The organism is Rice orange leaf phytoplasma, from assembly GCF_001866375.1.
GTDB classification, from domain to species: Bacteria; Bacillota_I; Bacilli_A; order Acholeplasmatales; family Acholeplasmataceae; genus Phytoplasma; species Phytoplasma asteris.
Genome location: NZ_MIEP01000008.1, coordinates 90,815 through 113,653, shown reverse-complemented (window position 1 = coordinate 113,653; position 22,839 = coordinate 90,815). Strand labels below are relative to the sequence as shown.

The following is a 22,839-nucleotide window of genomic DNA, read 5'->3' as shown; positions in this document are numbered from 1 at the left end:
AACTCAGTAATCGCCTACAAAAAACCCTTGGGGAACTGCACTTGGAGGACTTGGTGGAGGTATAATTGGAGGCGTGACTGCTGTAGCTACTAAATGGGATATAGTTAAAAAATGGTGGCCTTGGTAAATATTAACAAAAAAAAAGCCATCTAATTTAGTATTTGTGATAAAATAGGTTTGAAAGTTTTTGTATTATTGAGTAATTAGTAAAAAAAATGAAAAAAAGGAAATTAATTATGTATATTTTAGGAATAATAGTTATTTTAAGTTTAATTGGGGGGGTATTTATGGTGGCTCCTTTATGGATATATTTTATTGCAAAAAATGTCAATAATAAATTAAATAACTTAGAAAATATAAAAACTCAAATTGGAATTAACCAAGAAAAATTAATTCAAAAAGTAACTGAAGCATCAAGCAATAAAGTTTTATCAACTCAAGATAAAACTTTATTACAAGAAGAAATCAAAGCTTTAAAAATTGAATTAAACCAACAACAAACAGATTTATTACAAATCCAATTTTCACTAGGTAAATTAAAATTAAAAAATTTTAAAAAAGTTAATCCCCCAAAAATTATAATTATATATTATGTTATTTTATTAAGTATAATGGCTATTTTTGGAGGTTTGATATTTTTAGATAATAAATACGATATAACAAATTCAAAACCTAAAACTTATGATACCCCAAGTAACAAAACTGAAGTAAAAGAAGAATATTTTTTATACGAAGAAATTTAATACTAAAGAAACTGAAAATAATTAAAAATAAGGAGTTATTAACTTATGTTAAAATTAAAAAAATATTTTAAAATAATAAATGTTTTTTTATTAACTTTTCTAGGAATATTATTAATAAATAATAATCAAGTGATGGCAATGGAAAACAATAATAAAAACCAACAAAAAGAAGAATACGAGGAATTTGATGAAGCAATGGATATATTAACTGAAGGTATTAAGTATTTTAACAAAAAAGGAATTAAGATTAATTTAAATAAAATTACTAAATTATTATCAAGAAATCAAAAAAGAAATAGTCCAACAGAAAACTCATCAATAAATTCTAAAAAAATTAAAAAATAATTAATTTAATAAATATTTTAAAAAAATAAAATTTTGTTCAAAAGCAGAAATAAGTTTAGAAATAGAGAAAAAAATAAAATTATATTTTTGGATGATTGGATAGTTGTTAATTCCACTACTCACAGTTCAAGTTAAAATGAATTCAATGTCTACTGAAACACCACTCCACCACCCAAAAAACCTCAAGATTTAAAAATTAATTGATGTTAAGACTTTCCAATGAAGGTCTTTTTTTAGATTTAAAAAAAACTAATTTTAGAAAAAAATACCATACCAAAATCAAGAATGCCTCTTAAACGCATTATTTTGCCCCTCTCGCTTTGATTTAAATACAATTAGGGAATTAACCTAGGATTGATTTAGACCCCTTTTATATTCAATTTAGCCTCTAAGTGACCTCTTAAAAAGCTAGTAAAACACTTACTTTTAATTTTTACAATTTTGGCATAAATTAAAACGAATCATTTTTTTAACCTAATTTAGACCCCCTCATTTGAGGGGGATATTTTTTTTTCACTTTTTTCCATTTTTTATCTCTTCTGTCATCATTTTCGCTAGTGTTTATGGTGAGCATTTTTCCATTTAACCCTGTTATTATATGGCACAACTACCCCAAAATTAAAAACTCCGCATTATTACGTAAAAAAATTTAATCCATGTCGTTTTATAGGTGAGTTTTTCTTTTTTTCGGCCTATATATATAATGGTATGTTTCTAATAAGATTAAACCCTTGGGTAAAATTAAACACCAATTCAAAAAGCCCTCCAAGGCTGTTTTGAATTGGGTTATAATAATTAATACTTAATTCGGGTTTAATCTTATTAGAAACATATATCATTAATATTATTTTATTTAATATTAAATAAAATAATATTAATGATACTAATTAAATATAAAAACCTATCAAGAGTTTTTATATTTAATTAGTATATATAAATTTATTATAATATATCATAATTTATAATGTTTAAATGAAATATATTATCTAAACATGTGCCCGTCAAATTTAACAATTTAACGGTCAAATTGAAAAACCCCTAAATCCCCAAAGGGGACTTTATAGGAGGGGTGTGGGTGTAAGAGTTAATTTGGTTGTACTTCGGCTGGCCGCCTAGTTCGCTCTGCTCGTCTTGGAATACTAATCATATTATATAGTAATTTAATAAATATATTTTAAAATTCAGTTTTTTATTATTTTTTAGTTATAATTATTTTTGGAATTAATAAAAAATATTAAGATAATTGGTGTTAATGATGCAAAAATTAAAGAAAAAAATAAGATTATTACAAAATATGATTTCTCACATTCAAACTATTAATAAAAAAATAGTTTTTAAAATGATTAAACAATTTTCTCAAGAACTCAATTTAACTACCATTTTAAAAACAATTCGTATTAATCGAAGTACTTATTATTATTGGCTAAAAATTGAAAAAAAGTTAAAATTAAAACAAACAAAATATTTTTTGCAACAACAACGTATTCAAACTTTATGTTTGCAATATGAATATTTTTACGGTCATCGTAAAATTACTGATTTATACCAAGAAATTTTTAACGAACCCATTACTAAGAAAAAAGTTTATCTTATCATGAAAGAAAATAATATTTTTTGTAAGTTAAGGCCTAAGAAAAATAAATATTATTATCATAAAAATTTAAAATCTAACCTCAAAATAGTCCCAAATTTGATTAATCAAGACTTTACTACCTCCCAACCTATGAAAAAACTATTTACCGACATTACTTATTTTAAAACTCCCCAAGGTTTTATCTATTTTTCATGTGTTATTGATTCTTTCAACAATCAAATTATCTCTTCTCACATCTCCAACCGCCAAGATAAAGAATTAATTTTAAATACCATTAAAAAAATTCCTCCTTTGAAAAATCCTTGCATTATCCATTCTGACCAAGGTAAAGTTTATCAATCTCTAAAAGTACAAAAAGTTTTAACTAAAAAAGGGTTTTTAATTAGCATGTCTCGCAAAGCAACCCCACGTGATAACGCTGTCATTGAAAATCTTTTTGGCCAGATGAAAAGTATTTTATTCAACCAACATCCCTTTTTATTCCAAAAAACACCAGGCAAAATCAAAAAAATTATCAATCAATTCCCTTCTTTTTGGAATAATAAATGGATTTTAACTAAATTAAATAATTTATCACCTTTGGAATACTTTCAAACTTTTAGATAAATATTTAATTACAGATATTATAAACTTATAACCTTTGAAAAAGGTTGTTTTGTCATACATTTTTTTCTACCAAAAACAATAAATTCCGCATTATTGCGTAAAAAAATTTAATCTATGTCGTTTTATAGGTGAGTTTTTCTTTTTTTCGGCCTATATATATAATGTAGGGATAAAATATTTAAAAAAATATCTTTTGAAACTAGCAAATTATAAAAAAACATTAGACACTTTTTAAGTGTAATGAAATTACTTTGTTAGTTTGAAAAGATATGAAATTATCTATTTAATTTTAAGTCTTAAAGAGTAATTTTGAAATAAAAAAGTGTCTAAAAAAACGGAACAGTGCATTATTGCCATTTGGTATTTCTCCTATTCTTTTGATTATTTGTTTTGTGTTGGATTTCCAAGTTTTGGTTCCCATTGCATTTAAAATAATTTGGGGACCTAGTTTTTTGTTTAAAAACTCTTAAAAACCTTTTTCTACTTGTCGAAAATATGATAATGGGCTTGTTTCAATAACATCGAGTGTGTGATTAGTTTGATTTGCTTTACGGTTTAACCCTATTTGTGGGTCGATTTTTAAATAAACTGTTAAATTTGGTTTAATAAATAATTTAGTTAAATTGTTAAAAAAATAATATTTTTCATCAATTCGATTAGGATATACGCGATAGGTGAAATTAGAGCCTAACCAACGGTCGACTAAAATGATTTTGTTTGTTTCTAAGTGGGGTTTGATGCATTCTTCTTGGGTTTGAATCATATTGGCGAAATTTAAAAAATATCTAGTTAAATTGTGTAATTTGTTATGCGTTAAAAATGTTTCGCGTATGGATTCTCCAATTGTAGAACTTCCTAATCCGCGAATAACGATTACTTCTTTTCCTTGTTTTTTTAATCCGCGCTTAACGCTTTTTATTAAACCTGTTTTTCCGCTACCGCCTAGTCCTTCGAATATAATTAATTTCATTGTAATTCTCCTTTTAATCTAATTTTGGGTATAAAAAAAGACCTTCAAAAATTGAAGGTCTTATTTGTGATTTAGTTTGGTTAATTGTTTTAAATAAATTATTTGTGATAATTCTTTTTTTTGTGTTATGTAGTAATTCTAAATATTTTTTACTGTCTTTAATCATTTTATTAATGAAGTTATTATCTTGGTAAATGCGTACTACATGATAATTGGTTTCATCAAAATAAATTAAAAAATAAGCGAATTTAACTTGGCTACAGTAGAGTTGACATTGAACTTGGGCCCAGTAGTTTTTAGGGACTTCTTTGTTTGCAAAAAAGCCGTTCCAAGATGGGGATGTGGTGTTGAATTCGTTAACATAAGGGAATTTGATTTCTAATAAAGTGTTGGTTTTTGAGTTGTATCCATCAAGTGAGGATGAAAACATTTGGACTTTATCGTCGGTAAAGATGGTATCGGGAAATTTTAGATTAGTGGTTTTTTTAAAAGAAAATACGTACTAAGGGTTCGGTTTTGTTCCCGTGTTCGGTGTATTTGTTGCTTGTGAAAGTGGTTCCAAATATTTTGTCATGGACTAATTGTTCTAAGGTTCTGAATTTATCATTTCCTGTGATACTTCCTATTTCTGATGCATTAATGTATTTTTTACGGTGCAAGTACCATTGCGAGGTTCTTTGGTTTAGATTAGTTATTTGCATTTTGTTGCTCCTTTTTTAAAATTTAGGTAAAAAAAAGACTCTCGCGATGAGAGTCTTGGGTTGGATTTATTTTAAAATCAAAAATATTAGCCTTTAAACAGATTGAATGATGTTGTTTGAGGTTTACCAAATAATTATGTAAAATGTCATTAAGGGATGAAATAATGTGTTTTAGGGGTATTGTTAGTTTTGGGGGTTGTTAATATTTGTATTAAATATATATTAAATTGTTTTTTTAATTGGGATTATTTTAATTTATTTATTATATTTATGTTTTTCGCCATATCTTCTAATGATAAATTTTTATCTTTAACATAATAACTAATTTTTATGGGTTTATTTGGATTTTTTCTAACATTTTTGGTTTCAATGTTATAAATCGTTTGAAGGGGTTTATTTTTTTCCATTGCCATTACTTGATGATTATTGGTGATAAAAAATAATCCTAAAAAAGTAAATAGAACTATTATTAATAAATATAATTGTTTTTTTAATCTAAAAATTAACATTTTTCTCTCTTTTCTATTTTTTATTTATTTTATTTTATGTTGTGTTTTTGGGTGTAGAGGGTGATGTAGGCTTGTTTGGGTTGAAGTGGAGGTAGTAGGTTTTGCTTTTCAAAACGCCTTCAGGACTTCTTTCGTTTGAGGTGCAGTTTACTTCATCCATGAAAAAGTCCTTATCTTCTTCGAGTAGGTGTTTGGGGGCTTCGTATTTGAGTTTTATGTAATGATTTGATGGATCTATACGAACACCATTGCCCCCACCAAATTGTGAATCATTGTGTTTTTCTTTTGTGTAGAAACCATCAAACTCATCTACTCGCATACCCTCATCGTACCATTTGTTGAAGGGGTTTTTGCAAAATGTGACGAGGTCGGTGGGTTCATGTTAGCGGTGGTGACCGCGTCCTAGGCCGTTGAGTCCGTAGAAGGTGTAAGTTCTTTTAATCATCGGAACACCTTCTTGCGCGATATCGGTTAATAGCCAACTTTTATTATTATTTTTTTGTAAATTATTTTCATTATATGTGTATTTTGCACCGCTTTTTGTTTGAAACCGCTCCTCTTGGGTTTCTATTTTGGTTGAGGTAATTTCGTAGATTTTAGGTTTTGATTTGGTTATATCATATTTATTATCTAAAAATAAAAATACTCCAAATCCAACAACTGAAACAGACATCATGAAATAATAAATAATCAAATCCGTCTTTATATTGACTTTTTTAATCCTATTTGTATTTTCTCGTTTTTGAATAAACCAAATCCATAAAGGGATTGACCCAAAAATGATACCCAAAAAAAATACAATAGTTAATATCTTAAATAATTCCATTCTATCTTAAATTTCCTTTTTTTAACTTACTTTTATTTTAACATAAATAGAACAATAATGCAAGAATATGCATTATTGTTACCATCCAAGCCATTGTTTGTATGTGTCCCATTTTGATGCAACAGATGCGGCACCACTAATTAAACCACCTATGCCTCCGCCAATAATCGTACCGACACCAGGTAAAATGGCAGAGCCTAATGAAGCTCCCATTATGGCTCCTGATTTCGTTAAAATAACTGTGTTTACTACTGCACATGTTCTTTCTACACCTTTGTCCCATTTGGAGGTTTTGGTTTTTAGTTGTTCGGCTTTGATGGTTAGGGTTGATTTGTCTTCTTCTAATCTAAGGGTTTGGTCATCTAATTGCTTTTTCATTGCTTTGTGGGCAAGTTGTTCGGTTCTCAATTGCTCTTTTAGTTTTTTGATTTCATGTTGTAATTCTTTGTTTTCGAATCCTAATGAATCGCTTGCGCCTTCAAGTCCTGAGATTGCACCTTCTAGTTGTTGGATTTTGATTGCTTGTTGTTTAAAGGTTTTCATGTTGGCTTCAATTTCGGCGGTTAGTTTGATGATTTGTTCTGCTTGTTCTTGGATGGTTTGTTGTAGTTTTGCTATTTCTTCATCTTTTTGGTTGATTATTTCTTGTAGTTGAATTTCGTTAGCTTCTAAGATGTTGATTTTGCCTTTTAAGTCTTTGATTTGAGTTTGTTTGTTGTTTAATTGGTTGACTAATTCTTTGTTGGTGTTTTGGGTTTTTACTAATTCATCTTGAATTTCTGTTATTTCTTTTTCTAGTTGATGTTTTTCGGTTTTGGAAATATCAAGTTATTGTTGGATTTTGTTTAAATCGTTAGTGTATTTTTCTTTTAGGTTTTTGTTTTCTAATTTTAGAGTATCTATTTCGTTTCTAAAACCTTGTTCTTTAATTTCTAGTTGTTGTATTTTATTTTTTAAGGTTTTGAGGTTTGATTCTTTGTTGTTTATTTCTTTTTGTAGTTTTTCGGCATTTTCATTGTTTTTTGCAATTTGTTCTTTTAGGGTTTCGGTTCCGGTTTCTAGTTCTTTGACAATTTTTTTGTAATTATCTATTTGTTTTTGGATTTCTTCCAAAGTTTTTACGTGTTGTTTTCTCAGGCTTATTGTTTCATCTTGTTTTTGGGTTAATTGTTGTTTTAGGTTGTTTTCGTTTTGTTTAAGTTGGGTTGTTTCTTCTTCTTTGGGTGCTAGTTGAGCTTCGAAATCAACCTTTTCTTGGTTAATATCAGTTTTTAAGGTGTTAATTTCTGAATTTAGTTGTTGTTTTTCTTCATTAGATAAGTTAATTTGACTGGTTAATTGTTGTTCTTTGATGTGTAGTTGTTCTTCTTTTTAGTTAATTTCTTGCTGTAGTTTTTCTAAATCTTGTTTGTTTGAAAACAATTGATTTTCTAATTGATTTTTTTGGGTTTGTAAATTTTGGATTTCGTTATTTTTGTTTTGGGTATTTTCAATTTGATGGTTTAAATTAGTTTGGATATCGTTAATTTCTTGTTGTAATTTGTTTTTGGTTTCTTCTGTTAATTCTTGATTGTTTGCTAATTCTTTTTCTTTTGATTTGAGTTGATTTTCTAAGTTATCTTTTTGATTTTGGATGTTTAACATTTCTAATTGTTGAGCTTGTAAATTAGCTTCTAGATAGTTTTTTTCTTGTTCTAATTGTTGAGTTTTTGCTTTTTCTTGTTGGATTAACTCCTCAACTTGTTTTTTGCATTTCAGGATTTAATTCATTTCTCTTGTTTTCTATTTTTTGTTTATGAATTGGTTGTTGTGTAGTTAGTTGAGGAGTTTGTTCGTTATTGTTTAGTTCAGGAGGTTTGGCTGTTTGTTTGTTTTTTTTTGAGTTTCTCTTTCTTGGGGTTCATCGTTTGTGGTTTGGTTTGCCTCTTCGACGTTATTATTTGTTTGTATTGCCTCTTCGTGATGGTGTGTGTGAGTGTTTGGGTTTTCGATTTTATTTTCTAGTTGTTGAGGTGGATTTGGGTTTCGGGTTCCTTCTTGATAAAATTGGTAAAGTTCATAAGCGGTTGATGCTATAGAAACCCAAAATAAAATTTTACTACCAATTTTACATATTTTACTACCGACATTCGCTATTTTGGAAGTAGCTTTTTTTGAATTATTTTTTTAGTTCCTTTTCGGATAGCTTTTTTCGTGCCACCTTTTAACCAATTACCGATTTTACCAATTCCCAAACAAATACCGATTATACTCAGGGTAGTTGCGAGATAATAACCTAATTTATTTTGGCGTGAAGGTGTTTGATTAGGATTTTGATTATTGCCTGTTGCTTTATTATGGATATACTCGATAAAATCGCGAATTGGTTGAGTAATTTTATCGTATAACGATTTGGTTTTGGTAGCGGCATTGACTGTAAAAGTGTTTATTTGGGAGAATATTTCAGGAAAGAATTTAAAAAGAACCCAATAAATACCACCTACAATTAGTGTGAGTGGTAATAAAATGAGGATTGTAGTTTTTAGTGATTTGATTATTTTTACAAACCAATTATCTTGTTTTTGTTGGGTTTCAACAATTATTTTAGTAGGTTGTGCGGTTCTTTGTTGTTTAATTGGTTTTGTAGTTTTTGGGGTTGATTTAGTAATTCTTGTTGAAGTTTTTTTAATTATGGTTGCTTTGGTGGTTTTTGGGGTTAATTTTCTTTGATTTTTTGTGGGTTTTTTGGTTGTTTGTTGTTTTTTAGTTTTTTTGATTATGATTATTTTTTTTGCCATATTATTTTCTCTCTTTCTAATTATTTATTTTCTTTTGTGTTGTGTTTTTGTGTGTATAGGGTGATGTAGGATTGTTTGGGGTTGAAGTGGAGGTAGTAGGTTTTGTTTTTCAAAACGCCTTCAGGACTTCTTTCGTTTGAGGTGCAGTTTACTTCATCCATGAAAAAGTCCTTATCTTCTTCGAGTAGGCGTTTGGGGCCTTCGTATTTGAGTTTTATGTAATGATTTGATGGATCTATACGAACACCATTGCCCCCACCAAATTGTGAATCATTGTGTTTTTCTTTTGTGTAGAAACCATCAAACTCATCTACTCGCATACCCTCATCGTACCATTTGTTGAAGGGGTTTTTGCAAAATGTGGCGAGGTCGGTGGGTTCATGTTCGCGGTGGTGACCGCGTCCTAGGCCGTCGAGGCCGTAGAAGGTGTAGGTTCTTTTAATCATTGTTTGGTCTTTTGGGGGTTTTAGGTATTTGATTATTCCTTTTTTCCATGATGTATATTGTTCTTCGCATTCTTTTCTGCGTTTTTTGATATCATTCATGTTTTTGTTTTTATTTTGTTTGACGTCTATTGCCTCATCTAGGTCGGAAGGCAACATTACTTCATGAATTTTATTTTGTTTGACGTCTATTGCCTCATCTAGGTCGGAAGGCAACATTACTTCATGAATTTTATTTTGTGATTTATGTTTATTAGTTTTGTTATATGCTTCGTTTATGATAGTTGTTAAATCACGATTTGAATAGTTTTTACCCTTACATTTGTTGGCGATATCATTTAAATGTATATATGTGTGATAACTAATTTGATAAGGTGTGATTAGGAATTTTAAGAAGTCTTCAATTTCGTGGTCTTTGATTAAGTCGATTTTGATTTCTTTGCTAAATCTACTTCTTAGGGCTTTTTCGATTTGATTAAGGTAGTTAGTTGCCCCCATTAAGACAATTTTTTGTTATTACTATTAAATCCATCTAGTTTAGTTAATATATTGTTAATTATGTTTTGGCTTATTTTGTTAGTGTTTTTGTCTTCTCTATTAGCAAGTCCGCTGATTTCATCGATAAAGATAATTGCTTTACCATGTGATTCTGCTTCTTTCCAAATTTTTTCCCATTCTTCAGTTCCTTCGCCGATGTAAGTTTTATCTAGTTTAGAAGGTTCAAATTCAATAAAATGTGCTCCACTTTCATTACATAAAGCTTTCATTAAAAAACTTTTACCTGTTCCAGGAGGGCCGTACAGTAGGTACCCTTTGGGTTTGATTTTGTCATAGTTAACTAAATCGTTGTTATCATCTTTGAAATAATAAATTAAATCTTCTAATTCTTCTTTTTCCCTTTCCATTCCGTATACATCTTTGAATGTGACTTTCTTTTTTTCAAGTTTTGGGGTGTTTGGGTTTTGGATGATTTCAATTTCGTTTTTTAGTTGTTTAATTTGTTTTTCGAATTGGATTAATTGTCCGTCTAAGAATAAATCATAACTTTTTAGGTTTTAGATTTCTTGGGGGTCATCTTGGTGTTGTGGGATTAGTTCTTTTATTCGTTCTTTGTTTGCGTTATTGTAATTAATTGATTGTTGTAAGGTGTTTATTTTTTGATAAATATCTTTGAAGTTGGTGGTTTTATCTATTTCTAATTTAGTTGTTTGGATTTTGTTTTGATTAGTTAATTGTGATTGTGTGTTTTCTACTCGTTTTTTAGTTTGGGTTTTGGTTTCGTCATTGATTTTATCTCGTTTTTGGGTTGTTTTGGTTATTTCTTGATTTATTGCGTTTATATCATTTTCTAATTTTGTTTTTTCATCATCAGTTAAGTTTGTTTGTTTGTTATTTAATTGGTTGGTTTTTTCTTCTAATTGGTTTTTAAGGGTATTTATTTCTTGATTTAAAGTGTTGATTTTTGCTAAATTAGAATTAATTTGTTGAGATAAAATGTTGTCTTCTTCTTTTATTTTTTTTGATTTTTCTATATTTTTTTGGTTGAATAATTCTAATTCTTGTAAACGAGTTTGAATTTTACTAAGTGCTTCTTTTTCTTTGGGGTTTAGTTCTTTGTTATTTTGTTTTGCCTCTTCGTGTTTACGTTGGGGGGGTATTTGGTGGTGTATTTTGGTTATTGTTGGTTGTGAATGATGATTTGGTTAATCCGATAATAAATAAAACAATAAGGATTAAAACAAATATTGATAAAAAAACTAAGATATATTTTTGTTAATGTTTTCGTGTTTTCTCCTTTCGTGTGAATTGGTACAAAAAAAGACTCTCGTGGTGAGAGTCTTGGTTGTTATTTATTTTCCAGGGGTTGGATGGTTGGTTTTTGGATTAATTGGGTTGTTTATTTGTGAGTGGGGTTTTTGTTGGTTTTGAGTTGATTGTAGGGTTTGGGGTTTTGGTTGGCTATTGTTTGTATTGTTTGGTTTTGGGGTTGTTAATTCTTGTATTCTTCTTTTGAACGGATGAGTGTCGTTAGGGTTGAATAGTTGAAGAAAACTAAAAAATAGATGTTTAAATATAAAAAATAAAACGGTAATAAAAACTGCACCCACCATGAAGCCAATAGTAAAATTTGAATCAGTCATTTTCATTGTCCTTTCCGATTGAGGTGTTGTTGTGTTTTTGGGATTTTAACAATCTTTTTCTTTCTTTTTTGTCTCGCCAAAGAGCGACTTTTAATTTTTGGGTTGAGATTTGGGATTGTAGTTTGTTTTGAGAATCCCTTATTTCATCTAGTTTTTTTATTAATTGTTGTTCGCGGTATTCCTGTTTTGCGTTTTTTATTTCTAAGTTTTGTAGTTTTTTGTTTGGGAAAAAGAGGCCCAAAATGGTTTCTTTAATAAAAATAATTATATTTTTAATTAATTTAAAAACTGGTTTAAAACCAGTGACAATAAGAATGGTGAAAAGAGTTGTTTGGATTGCATCGGTTCTTCGTTCTGGGATTTCGGTTGTTGTAAATCCTTTGGTATAATTAAGGAAATAGTTTGTAATAGTTGTTAAAATTGTAAAAATAAACATGGTTTTGTTACCTTTCTGTTCTATTTAATAAGTAAATCGCAAAAAAGATTAAAATTATCGTTAATGTGGCTGATATATAACAAAGTGTTTGTAAATTTGGTTGGAAATAACTAATTGCTTGATACGTTAGAAATGTAGTTATTGGAATTAACAAAACTAAGAGTGTGTGTTTTAAAATATTCATTTTTTTTGGTTTCTACTTTGTTTTTTTGATCTTGTTATTTTTCATTTTGGTTTTTTGGGGACGGTCTTTGAAGTAAGTTCCACGATATGCTTCGGTCATTCCATCACTCATATTTTTTTATTTCTCCTTTTATTTTAATTTTAGTTCTTTAACTTTATCTTTGATGGTTTTAGAGAGTTTAAAAGTTACTACTGTTTTTGCGGGAATTTTTAAGTTTTTTCCAGTTCTTTGGGCGGTTTTTTTGCCTGTGCGTTTATTGATGATAAATTTAGTTTCGGGGGTTAGGTGGGCTTTTCTAGTTTTTAAGATGAATTTACCGAGTTTAGATGATAAAACTACTTCCGCGTTTGATGTGATTGCTTTAATTAGAGCCCTTTCAAATGAGTTATAAAATTCTTCGGTTTGGATTATTGAGGTTTTATTTGCCTCAGCTATTGATTTAATTAATTCTTTTTTTGTCATATTTTGTTTTCTCCTTTGATTTTGTTAATGTTATGTTGATATTGGTGTATAAAAAAGCCCCTTTTGGGGACTTAATTGTGTTTTAAAATTATTTGGTTTTGTTGTCTAAAAAATGATGTTTTGGATGATTACTTTGGTGGTGGTTCGCATTTGTTCTTCGTTAGTTTTATATTTTTGGATTGACAAGGTGCCTTCTACATATACTTTTGAACCTTTATATAGGTATTTGTGGCAGTTTTCGGCTTGAGTTCTAAAAACAACACAAGGGATATATTGAACTTTATCTTTGTTGTTGATTGCTAGATTGAAATCTATTTTTGCGATTTGTTCTTTATTACTGTTGATATATTGTTTTTCTAAGTCGTGGGTAATATTTCCGATTAATTGAACTTTATTTAACATTTTTGGGTTGCTCCTTATTTTTTATTGTTTGGTTTTAGTTTTTGTATTGCTTTATCTTTTAAATCTTCAATTTGTGAAATTTTTAAATTTAGTTTTTGGGCTATTTCTTGATTGGTGAAAATGGGTTGGTAAGTTTCGTTTATGTTTTCTAGGGTGATGCCGAAACTTAAACAAACAACTTTTAATTCGTTTTTACTCAACTTTGTTTTTAGTTTTTTTATGAATTGTTCATAGTTTAATTGTTTAATCCATAATTGATGTGGGTTTAGATTAATTATTCTATCAGGCTCATATTGTTCTTCTTTGAAACTCATATTGTTTGATTTGGTTGTTTTTTGAGGTATTGAAGGTGAGTGGCTTTTTCTTATTATTTCGTTGATTGCTGATTTTATGGTTGGTGTCGCGTAGGCGATGAAATCGTAACCTAAATCTTGGTAATTATTGAGGGCTTTTATTAATCCTAAGATTCCTTCTTGGTATAAATCCTCTCTAGTTAATAATTTAGGGTAATATTTGAATTTTGAACTAATTTTTTTTACTAATGGTAAATGAAGTTCAATTAATTGATTTCGTATTTCTAAATTCTTTTTGTTTTTTAAAAATTATTTAAATAAATTTTGTCTTAACATTTTAATCCTCTCTAAAAACATTTTTAGAAAAGATATGAAAATTATTTTAGTTTTGAAAACAAAAAAAAGAATTTTTAAAAATCAAAAAGTGTCTAAACTTTTGGAACACCTGAGTTTTTTTGTTACTATCAAAAGTTTTCATTGCTTCTGCAACAACTTTAGCTTGTTTATCTGTATCTTGGTGAAATTGTTTTTTGGCTTCTTCTTCCAATAATTCTTTAACAGCAGCTTTAACTGCTTCTGCCACATTTCCAAATGGTTTTTTGTCAGTTACAACTGAAAGTGTTTTTGTCACCATCTTTTTAGCAACTGCTTCTTTAAATACATCTTGTGTAACATATAAAGCTGCCTTATCTTTATAGAAAAAATTCATAAAATTTTCATCCCCAAAAAGATTATTTGTTACAAAAGTGGAAAGAGTCGCGCTTTGGGTGGGATTTAATTTGTATTCGTTCAATTTGCCTTTAAATTTTGCATGAAGACCCTGCGCTCCATCTAGTTCGTAGTTTGTTGTTTCTGTAAGAGAGTCTACATAAGTTTTAAATGATCCAAAATCTTTTAATAAATAATTTACCAATTAGACTTTATGATTAGTAGGAACAGAAGGACCTTGTCCTGAAGTCGATGTTAAAGTAAAAGTTTTATCAACAGCCTCATTTTGGTCTTGTTCATTACCAAAATATTTAGCTGCTTGTTCTTTTGCTAAATCATGAGCTAATTTATCAAAGGCTTTTTCAACTGCCTCTGTTTTGGGGTATTTTTCTCCCCAAACAATATTACTATTCATCATATTAAAAGTAAAAAATAAACTTAATAAAGATAATACATATACTAAACGATTTGTTTTTTTATTGACTGTGTCTGTTGGCATTTTTGTTATTATGCACCTTTCTTTCTTTTTTCTTTCTTTATTTTTATACAAATATACAAAAAATAGCATATTATTAATGAGAGTGAATTTTGAAGAATTAATAAAATGCTATTAATTATATTATACCTCACAAAAAAAAGAAAATAAAAATGCAAAAATTTTGAAGATAGTTTTAATATGTGAAATATAATAAAAAACTACCTAAATTAGGTAGTTCTTTTAGTTTAAAAATATATTTAATTATTTAATGTTTTTATTTAATGATTGAAAAATAAATTAAAGGTTTATTTTTTGCAATCTAAAATATTTTGAATTTGTTGAGGTAATTGTTTGTAGATATTTGTCCAATTTTCATTAAACATTTTTTGACATTTACGAATTTTGGATTTTAATTGTGACATTATATTTTTAACTTGATCTTGATTGGATTCATTTAAAATTAATGTGTTTTTTATATTTTCAAATTCTTCATTAGTTGTTAAAAGTCTTAAATTAGTATAAATTAAATGTTTTATTTTGTTAATATTAACTTTTTTTGGATTGGTTTTCATAGAATATAAAAAATGGAATTTATCATATCCAATAGGACAACAAACACCTTTTTCATCAATGAAAAAAATATTCTTTCAATATTATTAATTCTTATTTGGTAAACTCGTTGTTCATCCATAATTTTTTGATAAAAATATTTACAAACATGTTTTATACGAATTTCTGAAATAGAATGGGAACTATTGGAGTTTTTATTTTCTATAATTTGACGCCAAGTATTTTTTTTATATTTTTCTAAAGAATCAAAAATATTAAAAATAGTTTTTAAAGGAAAATTATTAAAATCGAATTCACCTTTTTTAATAAAATTACTCTTTAGAAAATTACTCTTTAGAAAATTACTCTTTAGAAAAATATAATTAAAATTTTTATCTAAATGTTGTTCTAAATTTAGATCTATATTATCATTGATTTTATTATTATCTAATTTCATTTTCAGAATAAAAATAATAAATTTCTTAATCGCTTATTTCATTTTCATGAAAAAAATTATTTTCATTGTAAGAGTTGCGCCAAGGATCTTCCATATGAGTTTTTTCAGCTAATTGACATGCTTTTAAATTACCATATATATCAAGGATATGATTTATTGATTCTAAGTGTTTTGGTAGGAGCGCCTTCTACTGTAGTTGTTTCGGTTTTAACTCCGTTTGTAGTTTGAGTAACAACTGTTTTGGTAGGTTGGTTGGATTGGGTTGTTGTTTGTGTAGTTTTGTTGTCTTCTTTAACTGTTTTAACTTTTTTAGTTTAAGTTTCTTTTTCAGTTGTTGTTTCAGTTGTTGTATTTTATTCGGTAGTGGTTGTAGTTACTTCAGTTTTAGTAACTGTGCCACCATCTCCAAAAGTTTTAACTGTTACTTTGTTAAGTGATGGTTCAGTAGTTGTTTCGGTTTTAACACCTTCAACAGTTTTAGTAACAACTTTTTTAGTAACTTTTCCATCAGCGTCTTTAGTAGTTACAGTTGTTTTGTTTCCTTCTTTAACTGTTGTAACTGTCTGAACAAATTTATCATCTTCCCCCAAAGTTTCTACTACTTGAGTTGTTGTTGTTTCAGTTGTTAGTTCTGCTCCAACTGTTTGATAAGTATTAAATAAAGAAATAAAAAGTACACTAAATAAAAATAAACTAAAAAATAAAGATTTTTTCTTGCCTAAGCTTACTATTTGCATTTATGCTTGTCCTTCCTTTTACAATATTAATATAGCAAAACAAAATTGCTATTACTTCTATTATAACTCAAAAAACCAATTTAGAGTATTTTTTACTCAATAATTGTAAAAACCACAAAATAACTAGTTTTTATGTTATAATATGTTGTGATTAAGTTGTATGAAATATCATCTTTTTATCCAAATTATCAAAAACAATAATAAATATTTTACCAAAAATAATGAATTAAAAAATAATTGGTAAATGTTTTTCATAATTAATATTTTGCTATTTGCAAAGTTTTTTTATTTATCTTTTTACATGTTTTTCATGTTTTACAATTTTATTTTTATTCTTTATTCTTTAATCTATTTTTAATATTTTATAAATTTACAAAAAAGGAGCTATTCTTTTGAAAAATTACAATGCCGATAGTATTCAAATTTTAGAAGGTTTGGAAGCAGTTCGCAAACGACCAGGAATGTATATTGGTTCAACTGCTCAAAAAGGACTTCATCATTTAGTCTGGGAAATTGTTGATAATTCCATTGATGAAGCTTTAGCAGGACACGCTAACAACATTACTTTAGAAATCCTACCTGGAGAAATTATTAGTGTTTCTGACAACGGTAGAGGAATCCCAGTTGATATTCACACCAAAACAGGAAAACCAGCAGTAGAAACAATTCTAACTACTCTTCATGCTGGAGGAAAATTTGACAGTTCTTCTTACAAAGTTTCAGGAGGACTTCATGGTGTAGGAGCCTCTGTGGTAAATGCTCTTTCTACTTGGTTTACTGTAGAAATTCATCTCAATAAGCAAATCTATTTTCAAAAATACAAAAAAGGAATTGCAGTTTCGCCTTTGGAAGTAATTGGAAAAACTAACAAACGAGGAACTACTATCCAATTTTTAGCAGATCCTGAAATTTTCCAAGAAACTACCATTTATAACTTTGATACTCTCAAAGAAAGAATGCAACAATTATCTTTTTTAAACAAAGGTCTTAAATTAAACATTGCTGACAAAAGATACGAAAAAGAAACTGTTTTTAACTTTTGCCATGAAAAAGGTTTGCAAGACTACCTAGATTTTATTAACACTAGTCACAAACAAACTCCTTTTCACGAAATTTTTTATCTGGAAAAAGAATCCCAAAAACTAGCTTTTGAAATTGTCTTTGAATACACTACCAAAATTCGTCCCCCTAAAAAAGATGCACAAGGAAACGAAATAGAAGAAAAAGAAGGCAAAGATGATATTCCTAACTACACCCAAAGCCAAAAAATCTTTTCTTTTGTTAACAATATTCCTACTCATGAAGGAGGAACTCACGAAGAAGGCTTTAAACTAGCCCTAAACCGTGTTATTTCTAAATATGCTAAGGAGTTCAATCTTTTAAAAAAAGACGAACATTTATTAAGTGAAGACATCTTAGAAGGAATTACTGCTATTATTTCTTTAAAACATCAAGACCCTCAATTTGAAGGACAAACTAAAGCCAAACTAGCAAATACTGAAGTAAGACAAATTACATCCCAATTATTTGGCGAATTTTTAGAAAAATATTTATTAGAACATCCCCAAGATTCAAGAAAAATAATTGATAAATGTCTTCTTTCTGCAAATGCCCGTCTAGCTGCTAAACGTGCTCGTGAAGTAGTAAGAAACAAACCCCTTGATTCTTTAGGTTTTGCCTCCAAATTAGCTGATTGTAGAAGTAAAGACCCTCATATTTCTGAACTCTACATTGTCGAAGGAGATTCAGCGGGTGGTTCTGCTAAACAAGGAAGAGACTCACGTTTTCAAGCTATCCTTCCTTTACGTGGTAAAGTCCTTAATGTAGAAAAAAGTCTAGATGCCAAAATTCTTACCAATAAAGAAATTAAATCCTTAATACAAGCAATTGGTGCAGGAATTAACATTGGTAAAGGCAAAGACTTTAATATGGATAAAATCCGTTATCACAAAATTATCATTATGACAGATGCCGATGTTGATGGAGCTCACATAAGAACTTTACTATTAACTTTCTTTTTCAGACATTTCCGTAAATTAATTGAAAAAGGCTACATCTATTTTGCTCGTCCTCCTTTATACAAATACCAAAAAGGAAAAGGCGCTCCAAAATATTTTTATGATGAAAAAGCCAAACAAACTTTTGCAACTAAAAACAACTTAAAAGATGGTTTCCAAAGATACAAAGGGCTTGGAGAAATGAATCCTAATCAACTTTGGGAAACAACTATGGACCCAGAAACTCGTACTCTTCTCAAAGCAAGCCTCAAAGATGCCCTTAATGCTTTAAGTGATGAAGAAGCCTTAATGGAAGCAGACCAAACTTTTAACATGTTAATGGGAGAAAAAGTCTTACCAAGAAAAAACTTCATCTTAGAAAAAGCCTTAGAAGCTGATTTAGACGTTTAATTATAAATAATTATTTTATACAACTAAAACTAACAAACTATAGCATTAAATAACAACTAATATATATATTTAAAAAGAGGTTAAAAATGAGCGAACAAAAAACTCAAAACAATGAAGCCAACAACCACAAAGACCACGATCATGGCAACATTCAAGAAGTAAACTTAAGCGAGGAGATGAAAAAATCCTTCTTAAGTTATGCAATGAGTGTAATTGTATCAAGAGCTTTACCAGACATTAAAGATGGCTTAAAACCAGTCCAAAGACGTATTTTATATAGTATGAAAGAATTAGGCGTCTACAGTCACGCAAGCTACAAAAAAGCAGCTCGTGTAGTTGGGGATGTTATGGGTAAATACCATCCTCATGGAGATTCAAGCATTTATGAGGCAATGGTAAGAATGGCTCAAGATTTTAGTTACCGTTATCCTTTAGTAGACGGTCATGGAAACTTTGGTTCAATTGATGGCGACAAAGCAGCAGCTATGCGTTATACTGAAGTTAAAATGGCAAAAATGGCAATGGAACTAATCAAAAACATTGACAAAGACACAATTGATTTTGTTGATAATTACGATGGTACTGAAAAAGAACCATTAGTGCTTCCAACAGCTCTTCCCAACTTATTAATTAACGGAGCTACAGGAATTGCAGTAGGAATGGCAACCAAAATCCCTACTCATAATTTAGGCGAAGTCATTGATGGTTTAATTAACTACATTAATAATAAAGACATTTCCATTGATGAATTAATGCAACACATCAAAGGACCTGATTTTCCTACTGGTGGCGAACTTTTAGGCTTACAAAGTTTAAAAAGCGCTTATCACACCGGACAGGGAGCTGTTATCTTAAAGGCTAAAAGTCACGTTTCGGAAGAAAGAGGAAAAACTTCAATCATTGTTACAGAAATTCCTTATCAAGTCAAAAAAACTGATCTAATTGAAAAAATTGCTTTTCTAGTTAAAAACAAAATAGTAGAAGGAATCACAGACCTTAGAGACGAATCCAGTCGCAAAGGAATGAAAATTGTAATCGAACTTAAAAGAGACGCAAACAGTAAAATTATTCTTAACAAGCTTTACAAACATTCCCAATTAAGAATTTCTTTTGGTATCAATATGGTTGCCTTAGTTGGAAAAACTCCCCAATTAGTTTCTTTAAAACAAATCTTAGAAGCTTTTTTCAATTTCCGCATCGAAATTATTAACCGCCAAAAAAGCTTTGAACTCAAAAAAGCAATCGCAAGAAAACATTTAGTAACAGCTCTTATCACTATTTTAGAAGACATCGAAACTGCTATTAAACTCATCAAAACTTCTACAGATTTCAAAGAAGCCCAAAGCAAATTAATGCAAAGATACAATTTTGATGAAATACAAAGCAAAGCCATTTTAGAAATGAGCCTCCAAAGACTTGCTAACCAAGAAACTCAAAAACTTATCACTGAAGAAAAAAACCTCACTCAAGAAATTTTAGAATGCCAAAGTATCATTGATTCCCAAAAGAAAAAAGAACGCATTTTAGAAAAAGAACTTCTAGAAATGAAGAAAAAATACCAAGATGACAGAAAAACTACCCTCAATTTTGATGCGCCCCTAAACTTTGAAGACGAAGACTTAATCGAAGAAAAACCTATCATTATTACAATTACTAACAAAGGCTACATCAAAAGCATGGATATTGATACTTACAAACAACAAAAAAGAGGTGGGCAAGGCGTTTCTGGTATGAAAATCTACGAAGAAGACTTTATTGAACATCTAGCAATCACTTCTACTCACGATTATCACTTATTTTTTACTAACAAAGGCAAAGTCTATCAACTCAAAGGCTACGAAATTCCTTTAGGTCAAAGACAATCCAAAGGAAGCCATCTTGTTAATTTCTTACCATTCGAAAAAGACGAATTTTTAACTTCTTTCACCAGTGTTAAAAACTTTGATCAATCCCAAGATTACTTATTCTTTGCTACCAAAAAAGGCATAGTCAAAAAAACACCTCTCAAAGAATACAGCCACATTTCCAAAAGAGGTCTTATTGCAATTAGGTTAAAAGAAAACGATGAAGTCCTTACAGTAAACAAAACCACAGGCACTAAAAATATCATTCTAGCATCTAACAATGGCAATGCTATTTGTTTTTGTGAAACCAAAATTAAAAGTATTAGTCGCAACAGCATGGGTGTAATTGGAATGCGTCTTGGAAGTGATGAATTCTTAGTAGGAGCTGCTTTATTTGACACTGATTCCGAAGAACAAAACATTTTAGTAATGACTGAAAACGGCTTTGGAAAAATAACCAATGTCAACCAATACCGCATTCAAGCACGTAGTGGCAAAGGCTCTAAAACTATCAAAGTAAACGACCAAAAAGGAAGACTTATTACCCTACAAGTTGTCCTCCCTACAGATGATCTTATTGTTTCTTCTGACAAAGGACAAGTAGTAAGAGTAGCAATTGACCAAATTACCAAAACCAAAAACAAAGCTACCCAAGGAACGCGCATCATCAAATTAAAAACAGGTCATAAAGCAGTTTCAGTAGCGGTTGTCAAAAAAGAAGTACTTGATGTAGATGGCGTAGAAAATTAATTTTAAAACAACAACAAAAGAACAAAACACCAAAGGAAAAAGAACAAAGGTCTTATCATATTATTTTAATCTCATAATTAAAGGTCTAAACGCATATGAAAACCAAAATATATTTAGAAACAATTACTAATACCCCAAAAGAAACCCAAATATTAGGTTACAATTTAGGAAAAAAACTCATCAATCAAAAAAAAAACACTCCCAAAGAAAAACAAAGCAAAACAATCATTTTATTACAAGGCTCTTTGGGTTGTGGAAAAACTATCTTTACTAAGGGTTTTATTAAAAGTTTTGCCATCCTTCAAAATATTTGTAGTCCTACTTTTGTCATTTCTAAAACCTACAAGAACAAATTGCACACTATTTATCATCTTGATTTATATCGCACAGGCCTTGAGACTGAATTTTTAGAAGAACTATTAGAAGACCTTACTTATCAAGATTTTGTTATAGTAGAATATTTTCAAAATTGCAGTTACATTTTTCCTGATTTTGCTTTTTTAGTAGAAATGACATTTTTAAATGAAACTCAAAGAAAAATTACTATCTATCAAAATAGCAACCTTGATAATAAAAATAAAAATGGATCAAAATGATATGCAAAATACTTATTCCAAAATCAACCTTTAAATTTTTTTGCAAATCTCTAACCAAACTTTTGAAAGCGATACGACAATGAATCACAAAAACATTTTAATTCTAGATACTGCCACCAAAAGCCAAATAGTTATTTTAGTTATCCAAGGAAAAATTACTACTTTCAAATCCCGCCTTGGCAAAAACGATTATGTTCCTTGCATGATTCCTTTAATTGAAAGCGTCTTACAAGAAAATAATTTAGGTCTAAACAACTTAGATGCTTTAATAGTTGGTGTGGGTCCTGGTTCTTATACTGGCACTCGTGTAGCAGTTCTTACAGCCAAAATGTTAGCCTTCAACTTACAAATACCTTTATACCAAATAAGCAGTCTATTACTTTTATCTAGTGGTTATTCTTATGCTTCACTTACTCCTTTAATTGATGCTAGAAGTAATGCTTTTTTTGCTTTAAGCCTCAAAGAAACCCACATTTACTTAAACGAAGATAGATTTGAAAGCAGTTTCTTGCAATCTTTTCCTAATCATTTATTAATTGAACCAACTACTATCAAAATAGATTTTTGCACCATCAAACAATTTGCAAAAATTGTTTCCAATTGCCATTTATTAGTTCCTAACTACTTAACCAAAACCCAGGCAGAACTCAATTTAGAAAAAATCGATTGACAAAAAAAGTAAAAATGTTTTTAAAAAAATTAAATAATCCCAAAAAGAGACTTTTAAAGTCTCTTTTTTTTATATATAAAATTGCAAGGAAAGCACTCATGATATACAGATTAGTGAGCAAAAACCTTGTTTTTTATTTTTTTGTGATAAAATGACATTAATAGCAAGTTTTTTATTTTTTGAACTGCTGTGGCAAATTTGTAAAAAGAT

General features: G+C 29.0%; 23 protein-coding genes and 4 pseudogenes. 7 read left to right on the top strand and 20 right to left on the bottom strand.

Annotation, left to right across the window (positions count from 1 at the left end):
- Positions 1–236 precede the first annotated feature (236 nt).
- The 3 genes from BHE82_RS03000 (at position 237) to BHE82_RS02990 (ending at position 3,288) form a co-directional block, all read left to right on the top strand.
- Positions 237–743, top strand: coding sequence for a hypothetical protein (locus tag BHE82_RS03000; RefSeq protein WP_071345747.1), 507 nt, complete (start codon positions 237–239; stop codon positions 741–743).
- Positions 744–788: 45 nt separating this feature from the next.
- Positions 789–1,088, top strand: a complete 300-nt coding sequence (locus BHE82_RS02995) for an SVM family protein (RefSeq protein WP_071345746.1) — start codon at positions 789–791, stop codon at positions 1,086–1,088.
- 1,255 nt (positions 1,089–2,343) lie between these two features.
- Positions 2,344–3,288, top strand: coding sequence for an IS3 family transposase (locus tag BHE82_RS02990; protein WP_143549442.1), 945 nt, complete (start codon positions 2,344–2,346; stop codon positions 3,286–3,288).
- Between the two features lie 466 nt (positions 3,289–3,754).
- On the opposite strand, the gene tmk is transcribed toward BHE82_RS02990, so the two are convergent.
- From tmk to BHE82_RS02900, 20 genes and pseudogenes are all read right to left on the bottom strand, one after another.
- The gene (gene tmk / locus BHE82_RS02985; protein ID WP_257608409.1) at positions 3,755–4,258 is read right to left on the bottom strand and encodes a dTMP kinase; all 504 of its coding nucleotides are present in this window, start codon (positions 4,256–4,258) and stop codon (positions 3,755–3,757) included.
- A gap of 60 nt (positions 4,259–4,318) precedes the next feature.
- Positions 4,319–4,959: pseudogene (locus BHE82_RS02980) on the bottom strand (YqaJ viral recombinase family protein).
- Between the two features lie 245 nt (positions 4,960–5,204).
- Positions 5,205–5,366, bottom strand: a complete 162-nt coding sequence (locus BHE82_RS03460) for a hypothetical protein (RefSeq protein WP_240682838.1) — start codon at positions 5,364–5,366, stop codon at positions 5,205–5,207.
- A 9-nt stretch (positions 5,367–5,375) separates the two neighbouring features.
- Positions 5,376–5,468, bottom strand: a pseudogene (locus BHE82_RS03455) (SVM family protein); the annotation flags it as partial.
- A gap of 34 nt (positions 5,469–5,502) precedes the next feature.
- Entirely contained in the window at positions 5,503–5,787 is a 285-nt protein-coding gene (locus BHE82_RS03475; RefSeq protein WP_307876256.1) for a hypothetical protein, read from the bottom strand.
- 63 nt (positions 5,788–5,850) lie between these two features.
- Entirely contained in the window at positions 5,851–6,294 is a 444-nt protein-coding gene (locus BHE82_RS03470; RefSeq protein WP_307876255.1) for a hypothetical protein, read from the bottom strand.
- A gap of 78 nt (positions 6,295–6,372) precedes the next feature.
- A pseudogene (locus tag BHE82_RS03545) lies at positions 6,373–7,755 on the bottom strand (hypothetical protein); the annotation flags it as partial.
- 381 nt (positions 7,756–8,136) lie between these two features.
- Positions 8,137–9,071, bottom strand: a pseudogene (locus BHE82_RS02955) (hypothetical protein).
- 20 nt (positions 9,072–9,091) lie between these two features.
- Positions 9,092–10,012 (bottom strand): hypothetical protein, encoded by a 921-nt coding sequence (locus BHE82_RS03540; protein ID WP_440480368.1) that lies wholly within the window; start codon positions 10,010–10,012, stop codon positions 9,092–9,094.
- The gene (locus BHE82_RS03535) at positions 10,012–10,419 is read right to left on the bottom strand and encodes an AAA family ATPase (protein WP_440480367.1); all 408 of its coding nucleotides are present in this window, start codon (positions 10,417–10,419) and stop codon (positions 10,012–10,014) included. The genes BHE82_RS03540 and BHE82_RS03535 overlap by 1 nt, the downstream gene beginning before the upstream one ends.
- Positions 10,420–11,364: 945 nt before the next feature.
- Complete coding sequence (locus tag BHE82_RS02945; RefSeq protein ID WP_071345742.1) at positions 11,365–11,655, bottom strand: hypothetical protein; 291 nt, start codon at positions 11,653–11,655, stop codon at positions 11,365–11,367.
- Complete coding sequence (locus BHE82_RS02940; protein WP_071345741.1) at positions 11,648–12,091, bottom strand: hypothetical protein; 444 nt, start codon at positions 12,089–12,091, stop codon at positions 11,648–11,650. The genes BHE82_RS02945 and BHE82_RS02940 overlap by 8 nt, the downstream gene beginning before the upstream one ends.
- Positions 12,092–12,404: 313 nt before the next feature.
- Entirely contained in the window at positions 12,405–12,737 is a 333-nt protein-coding gene (locus tag BHE82_RS02935) for an HU family DNA-binding protein (protein ID WP_071345740.1), read from the bottom strand.
- Positions 12,738–12,842: 105 nt separating this feature from the next.
- Complete coding sequence (locus BHE82_RS02930; protein ID WP_071345739.1) at positions 12,843–13,139, bottom strand: single-stranded DNA-binding protein; 297 nt, start codon at positions 13,137–13,139, stop codon at positions 12,843–12,845.
- Positions 13,140–13,153: 14 nt separating this feature from the next.
- The gene (locus BHE82_RS02925; RefSeq protein WP_257608411.1) at positions 13,154–13,714 is read right to left on the bottom strand and encodes a sigma-70 family RNA polymerase sigma factor; all 561 of its coding nucleotides are present in this window, start codon (positions 13,712–13,714) and stop codon (positions 13,154–13,156) included.
- A 100-nt stretch (positions 13,715–13,814) separates the two neighbouring features.
- The gene (locus BHE82_RS02920; protein WP_071345738.1) at positions 13,815–14,345 is read right to left on the bottom strand and encodes a hypothetical protein; all 531 of its coding nucleotides are present in this window, start codon (positions 14,343–14,345) and stop codon (positions 13,815–13,817) included.
- Positions 14,346–14,639, bottom strand: coding sequence for a hypothetical protein (locus BHE82_RS02915; RefSeq protein WP_071345737.1), 294 nt, complete (start codon positions 14,637–14,639; stop codon positions 14,346–14,348).
- Between the two features lie 284 nt (positions 14,640–14,923).
- A complete protein-coding gene (locus BHE82_RS02910; protein ID WP_071345736.1) occupies positions 14,924–15,190 on the bottom strand; it encodes a hypothetical protein in 267 nt (88 codons plus the stop codon).
- On the bottom strand, positions 15,187–15,624 hold the full coding sequence (locus tag BHE82_RS02905) for a hypothetical protein (protein WP_071345735.1): 438 nt from the start codon (positions 15,622–15,624) through the stop codon (positions 15,187–15,189). The genes BHE82_RS02910 and BHE82_RS02905 overlap by 4 nt, the downstream gene beginning before the upstream one ends.
- Positions 15,625–15,977: 353 nt before the next feature.
- Positions 15,978–16,361, bottom strand: coding sequence for a hypothetical protein (locus BHE82_RS02900; protein ID WP_071345734.1), 384 nt, complete (start codon positions 16,359–16,361; stop codon positions 15,978–15,980).
- 392 nt (positions 16,362–16,753) lie between these two features.
- Here BHE82_RS02900 and BHE82_RS02895 point away from each other — a divergent pair, with 392 nt between their 5' ends.
- The 4 genes from BHE82_RS02895 to tsaB all read left to right on the top strand — a co-directional run bounded on the left by BHE82_RS02895 (position 16,754) and on the right by tsaB (position 22,629).
- Positions 16,754–18,769 carry a DNA topoisomerase subunit B gene (locus tag BHE82_RS02895; protein ID WP_071345733.1) on the top strand — a complete coding sequence of 672 codons (2,016 nt, stop codon included), beginning with the start codon at positions 16,754–16,756 and terminating at the stop codon, positions 18,767–18,769.
- Between the two features lie 86 nt (positions 18,770–18,855).
- A complete protein-coding gene (gyrA, locus tag BHE82_RS02890; protein ID WP_071345732.1) occupies positions 18,856–21,363 on the top strand; it encodes a DNA gyrase subunit A in 2,508 nt (835 codons plus the stop codon).
- Between the two features lie 95 nt (positions 21,364–21,458).
- Positions 21,459–21,959 carry a tRNA (adenosine(37)-N6)-threonylcarbamoyltransferase complex ATPase subunit type 1 TsaE gene (tsaE, locus tag BHE82_RS02885; RefSeq protein WP_071345731.1) on the top strand — a complete coding sequence of 167 codons (501 nt, stop codon included), beginning with the start codon at positions 21,459–21,461 and terminating at the stop codon, positions 21,957–21,959.
- 79 nt (positions 21,960–22,038) lie between these two features.
- On the top strand, positions 22,039–22,629 hold the full coding sequence (gene tsaB, locus BHE82_RS02880) for a tRNA (adenosine(37)-N6)-threonylcarbamoyltransferase complex dimerization subunit type 1 TsaB (RefSeq protein ID WP_069028148.1): 591 nt from the start codon (positions 22,039–22,041) through the stop codon (positions 22,627–22,629).
- The last annotated feature ends 210 nt before the right edge of the window (positions 22,630–22,839 follow it).

Bases quoted from the DNA above. Each gene is read 5' to 3' on its own strand.
- BHE82_RS02935 (WP_071345740.1), bottom strand. From the start codon at position 12,737: ATGACAAAAAAAGAATTAATTAAATCAATAGCTGAGGCAAATAAAACC.
- BHE82_RS03000 (WP_071345747.1), top strand. From the start codon at position 237: ATGTATATTTTAGGAATAATAGTTATTTTAAGTTTAATTGGGGGGGTA.
- BHE82_RS03475 (WP_307876256.1), bottom strand. From the start codon at position 5,787: ATGCGAGTAGATGAGTTTGATGGTTTCTACACAAAAGAAAAACACAAT.
- BHE82_RS03535 (WP_440480367.1), bottom strand. From the start codon at position 10,419: ATGGAAAGGGAAAAAGAAGAATTAGAAGATTTAATTTATTATTTCAAA.
- tmk (WP_257608409.1), bottom strand. From the start codon at position 4,258: ATGAAATTAATTATATTCGAAGGACTAGGCGGTAGCGGAAAAACAGGT.
- BHE82_RS03540 (WP_440480368.1), bottom strand. From the start codon at position 10,012: ATGGGGGCAACTAACTACCTTAATCAAATCGAAAAAGCCCTAAGAAGT.
- tsaB (WP_069028148.1), top strand. From the start codon at position 22,039: ATGAATCACAAAAACATTTTAATTCTAGATACTGCCACCAAAAGCCAA.
- BHE82_RS02995 (WP_071345746.1), top strand. From the start codon at position 789: ATGTTAAAATTAAAAAAATATTTTAAAATAATAAATGTTTTTTTATTA.
- gyrA (WP_071345732.1), top strand. From the start codon at position 18,856: ATGAGCGAACAAAAAACTCAAAACAATGAAGCCAACAACCACAAAGAC.
- BHE82_RS02940 (WP_071345741.1), bottom strand. From the start codon at position 12,091: ATGTTTATTTTTACAATTTTAACAACTATTACAAACTATTTCCTTAAT.
- BHE82_RS02900 (WP_071345734.1), bottom strand. From the start codon at position 16,361: ATGCAAATAGTAAGCTTAGGCAAGAAAAAATCTTTATTTTTTAGTTTA.
- BHE82_RS03460 (WP_240682838.1), bottom strand. From the start codon at position 5,366: ATGGAAAAAAATAAACCCCTTCAAACGATTTATAACATTGAAACCAAA.
- BHE82_RS02910 (WP_071345736.1), bottom strand. From the start codon at position 15,190: ATGAAAACCAATCCAAAAAAAGTTAATATTAACAAAATAAAACATTTA.
- BHE82_RS02905 (WP_071345735.1), bottom strand. From the start codon at position 15,624: ATGAAATTAGATAATAATAAAATCAATGATAATATAGATCTAAATTTA.
- tsaE (WP_071345731.1), top strand. From the start codon at position 21,459: ATGAAAACCAAAATATATTTAGAAACAATTACTAATACCCCAAAAGAA.
- BHE82_RS02945 (WP_071345742.1), bottom strand. From the start codon at position 11,655: ATGACTGATTCAAATTTTACTATTGGCTTCATGGTGGGTGCAGTTTTT.
- BHE82_RS02990 (WP_143549442.1), top strand. From the start codon at position 2,344: ATGCAAAAATTAAAGAAAAAAATAAGATTATTACAAAATATGATTTCT.
- BHE82_RS03470 (WP_307876255.1), bottom strand. From the start codon at position 6,294: ATGGAATTATTTAAGATATTAACTATTGTATTTTTTTTGGGTATCATT.
- BHE82_RS02930 (WP_071345739.1), bottom strand. From the start codon at position 13,139: ATGTTAAATAAAGTTCAATTAATCGGAAATATTACCCACGACTTAGAA.
- BHE82_RS02915 (WP_071345737.1), bottom strand. From the start codon at position 14,639: ATGCCAACAGACACAGTCAATAAAAAAACAAATCGTTTAGTATATGTA.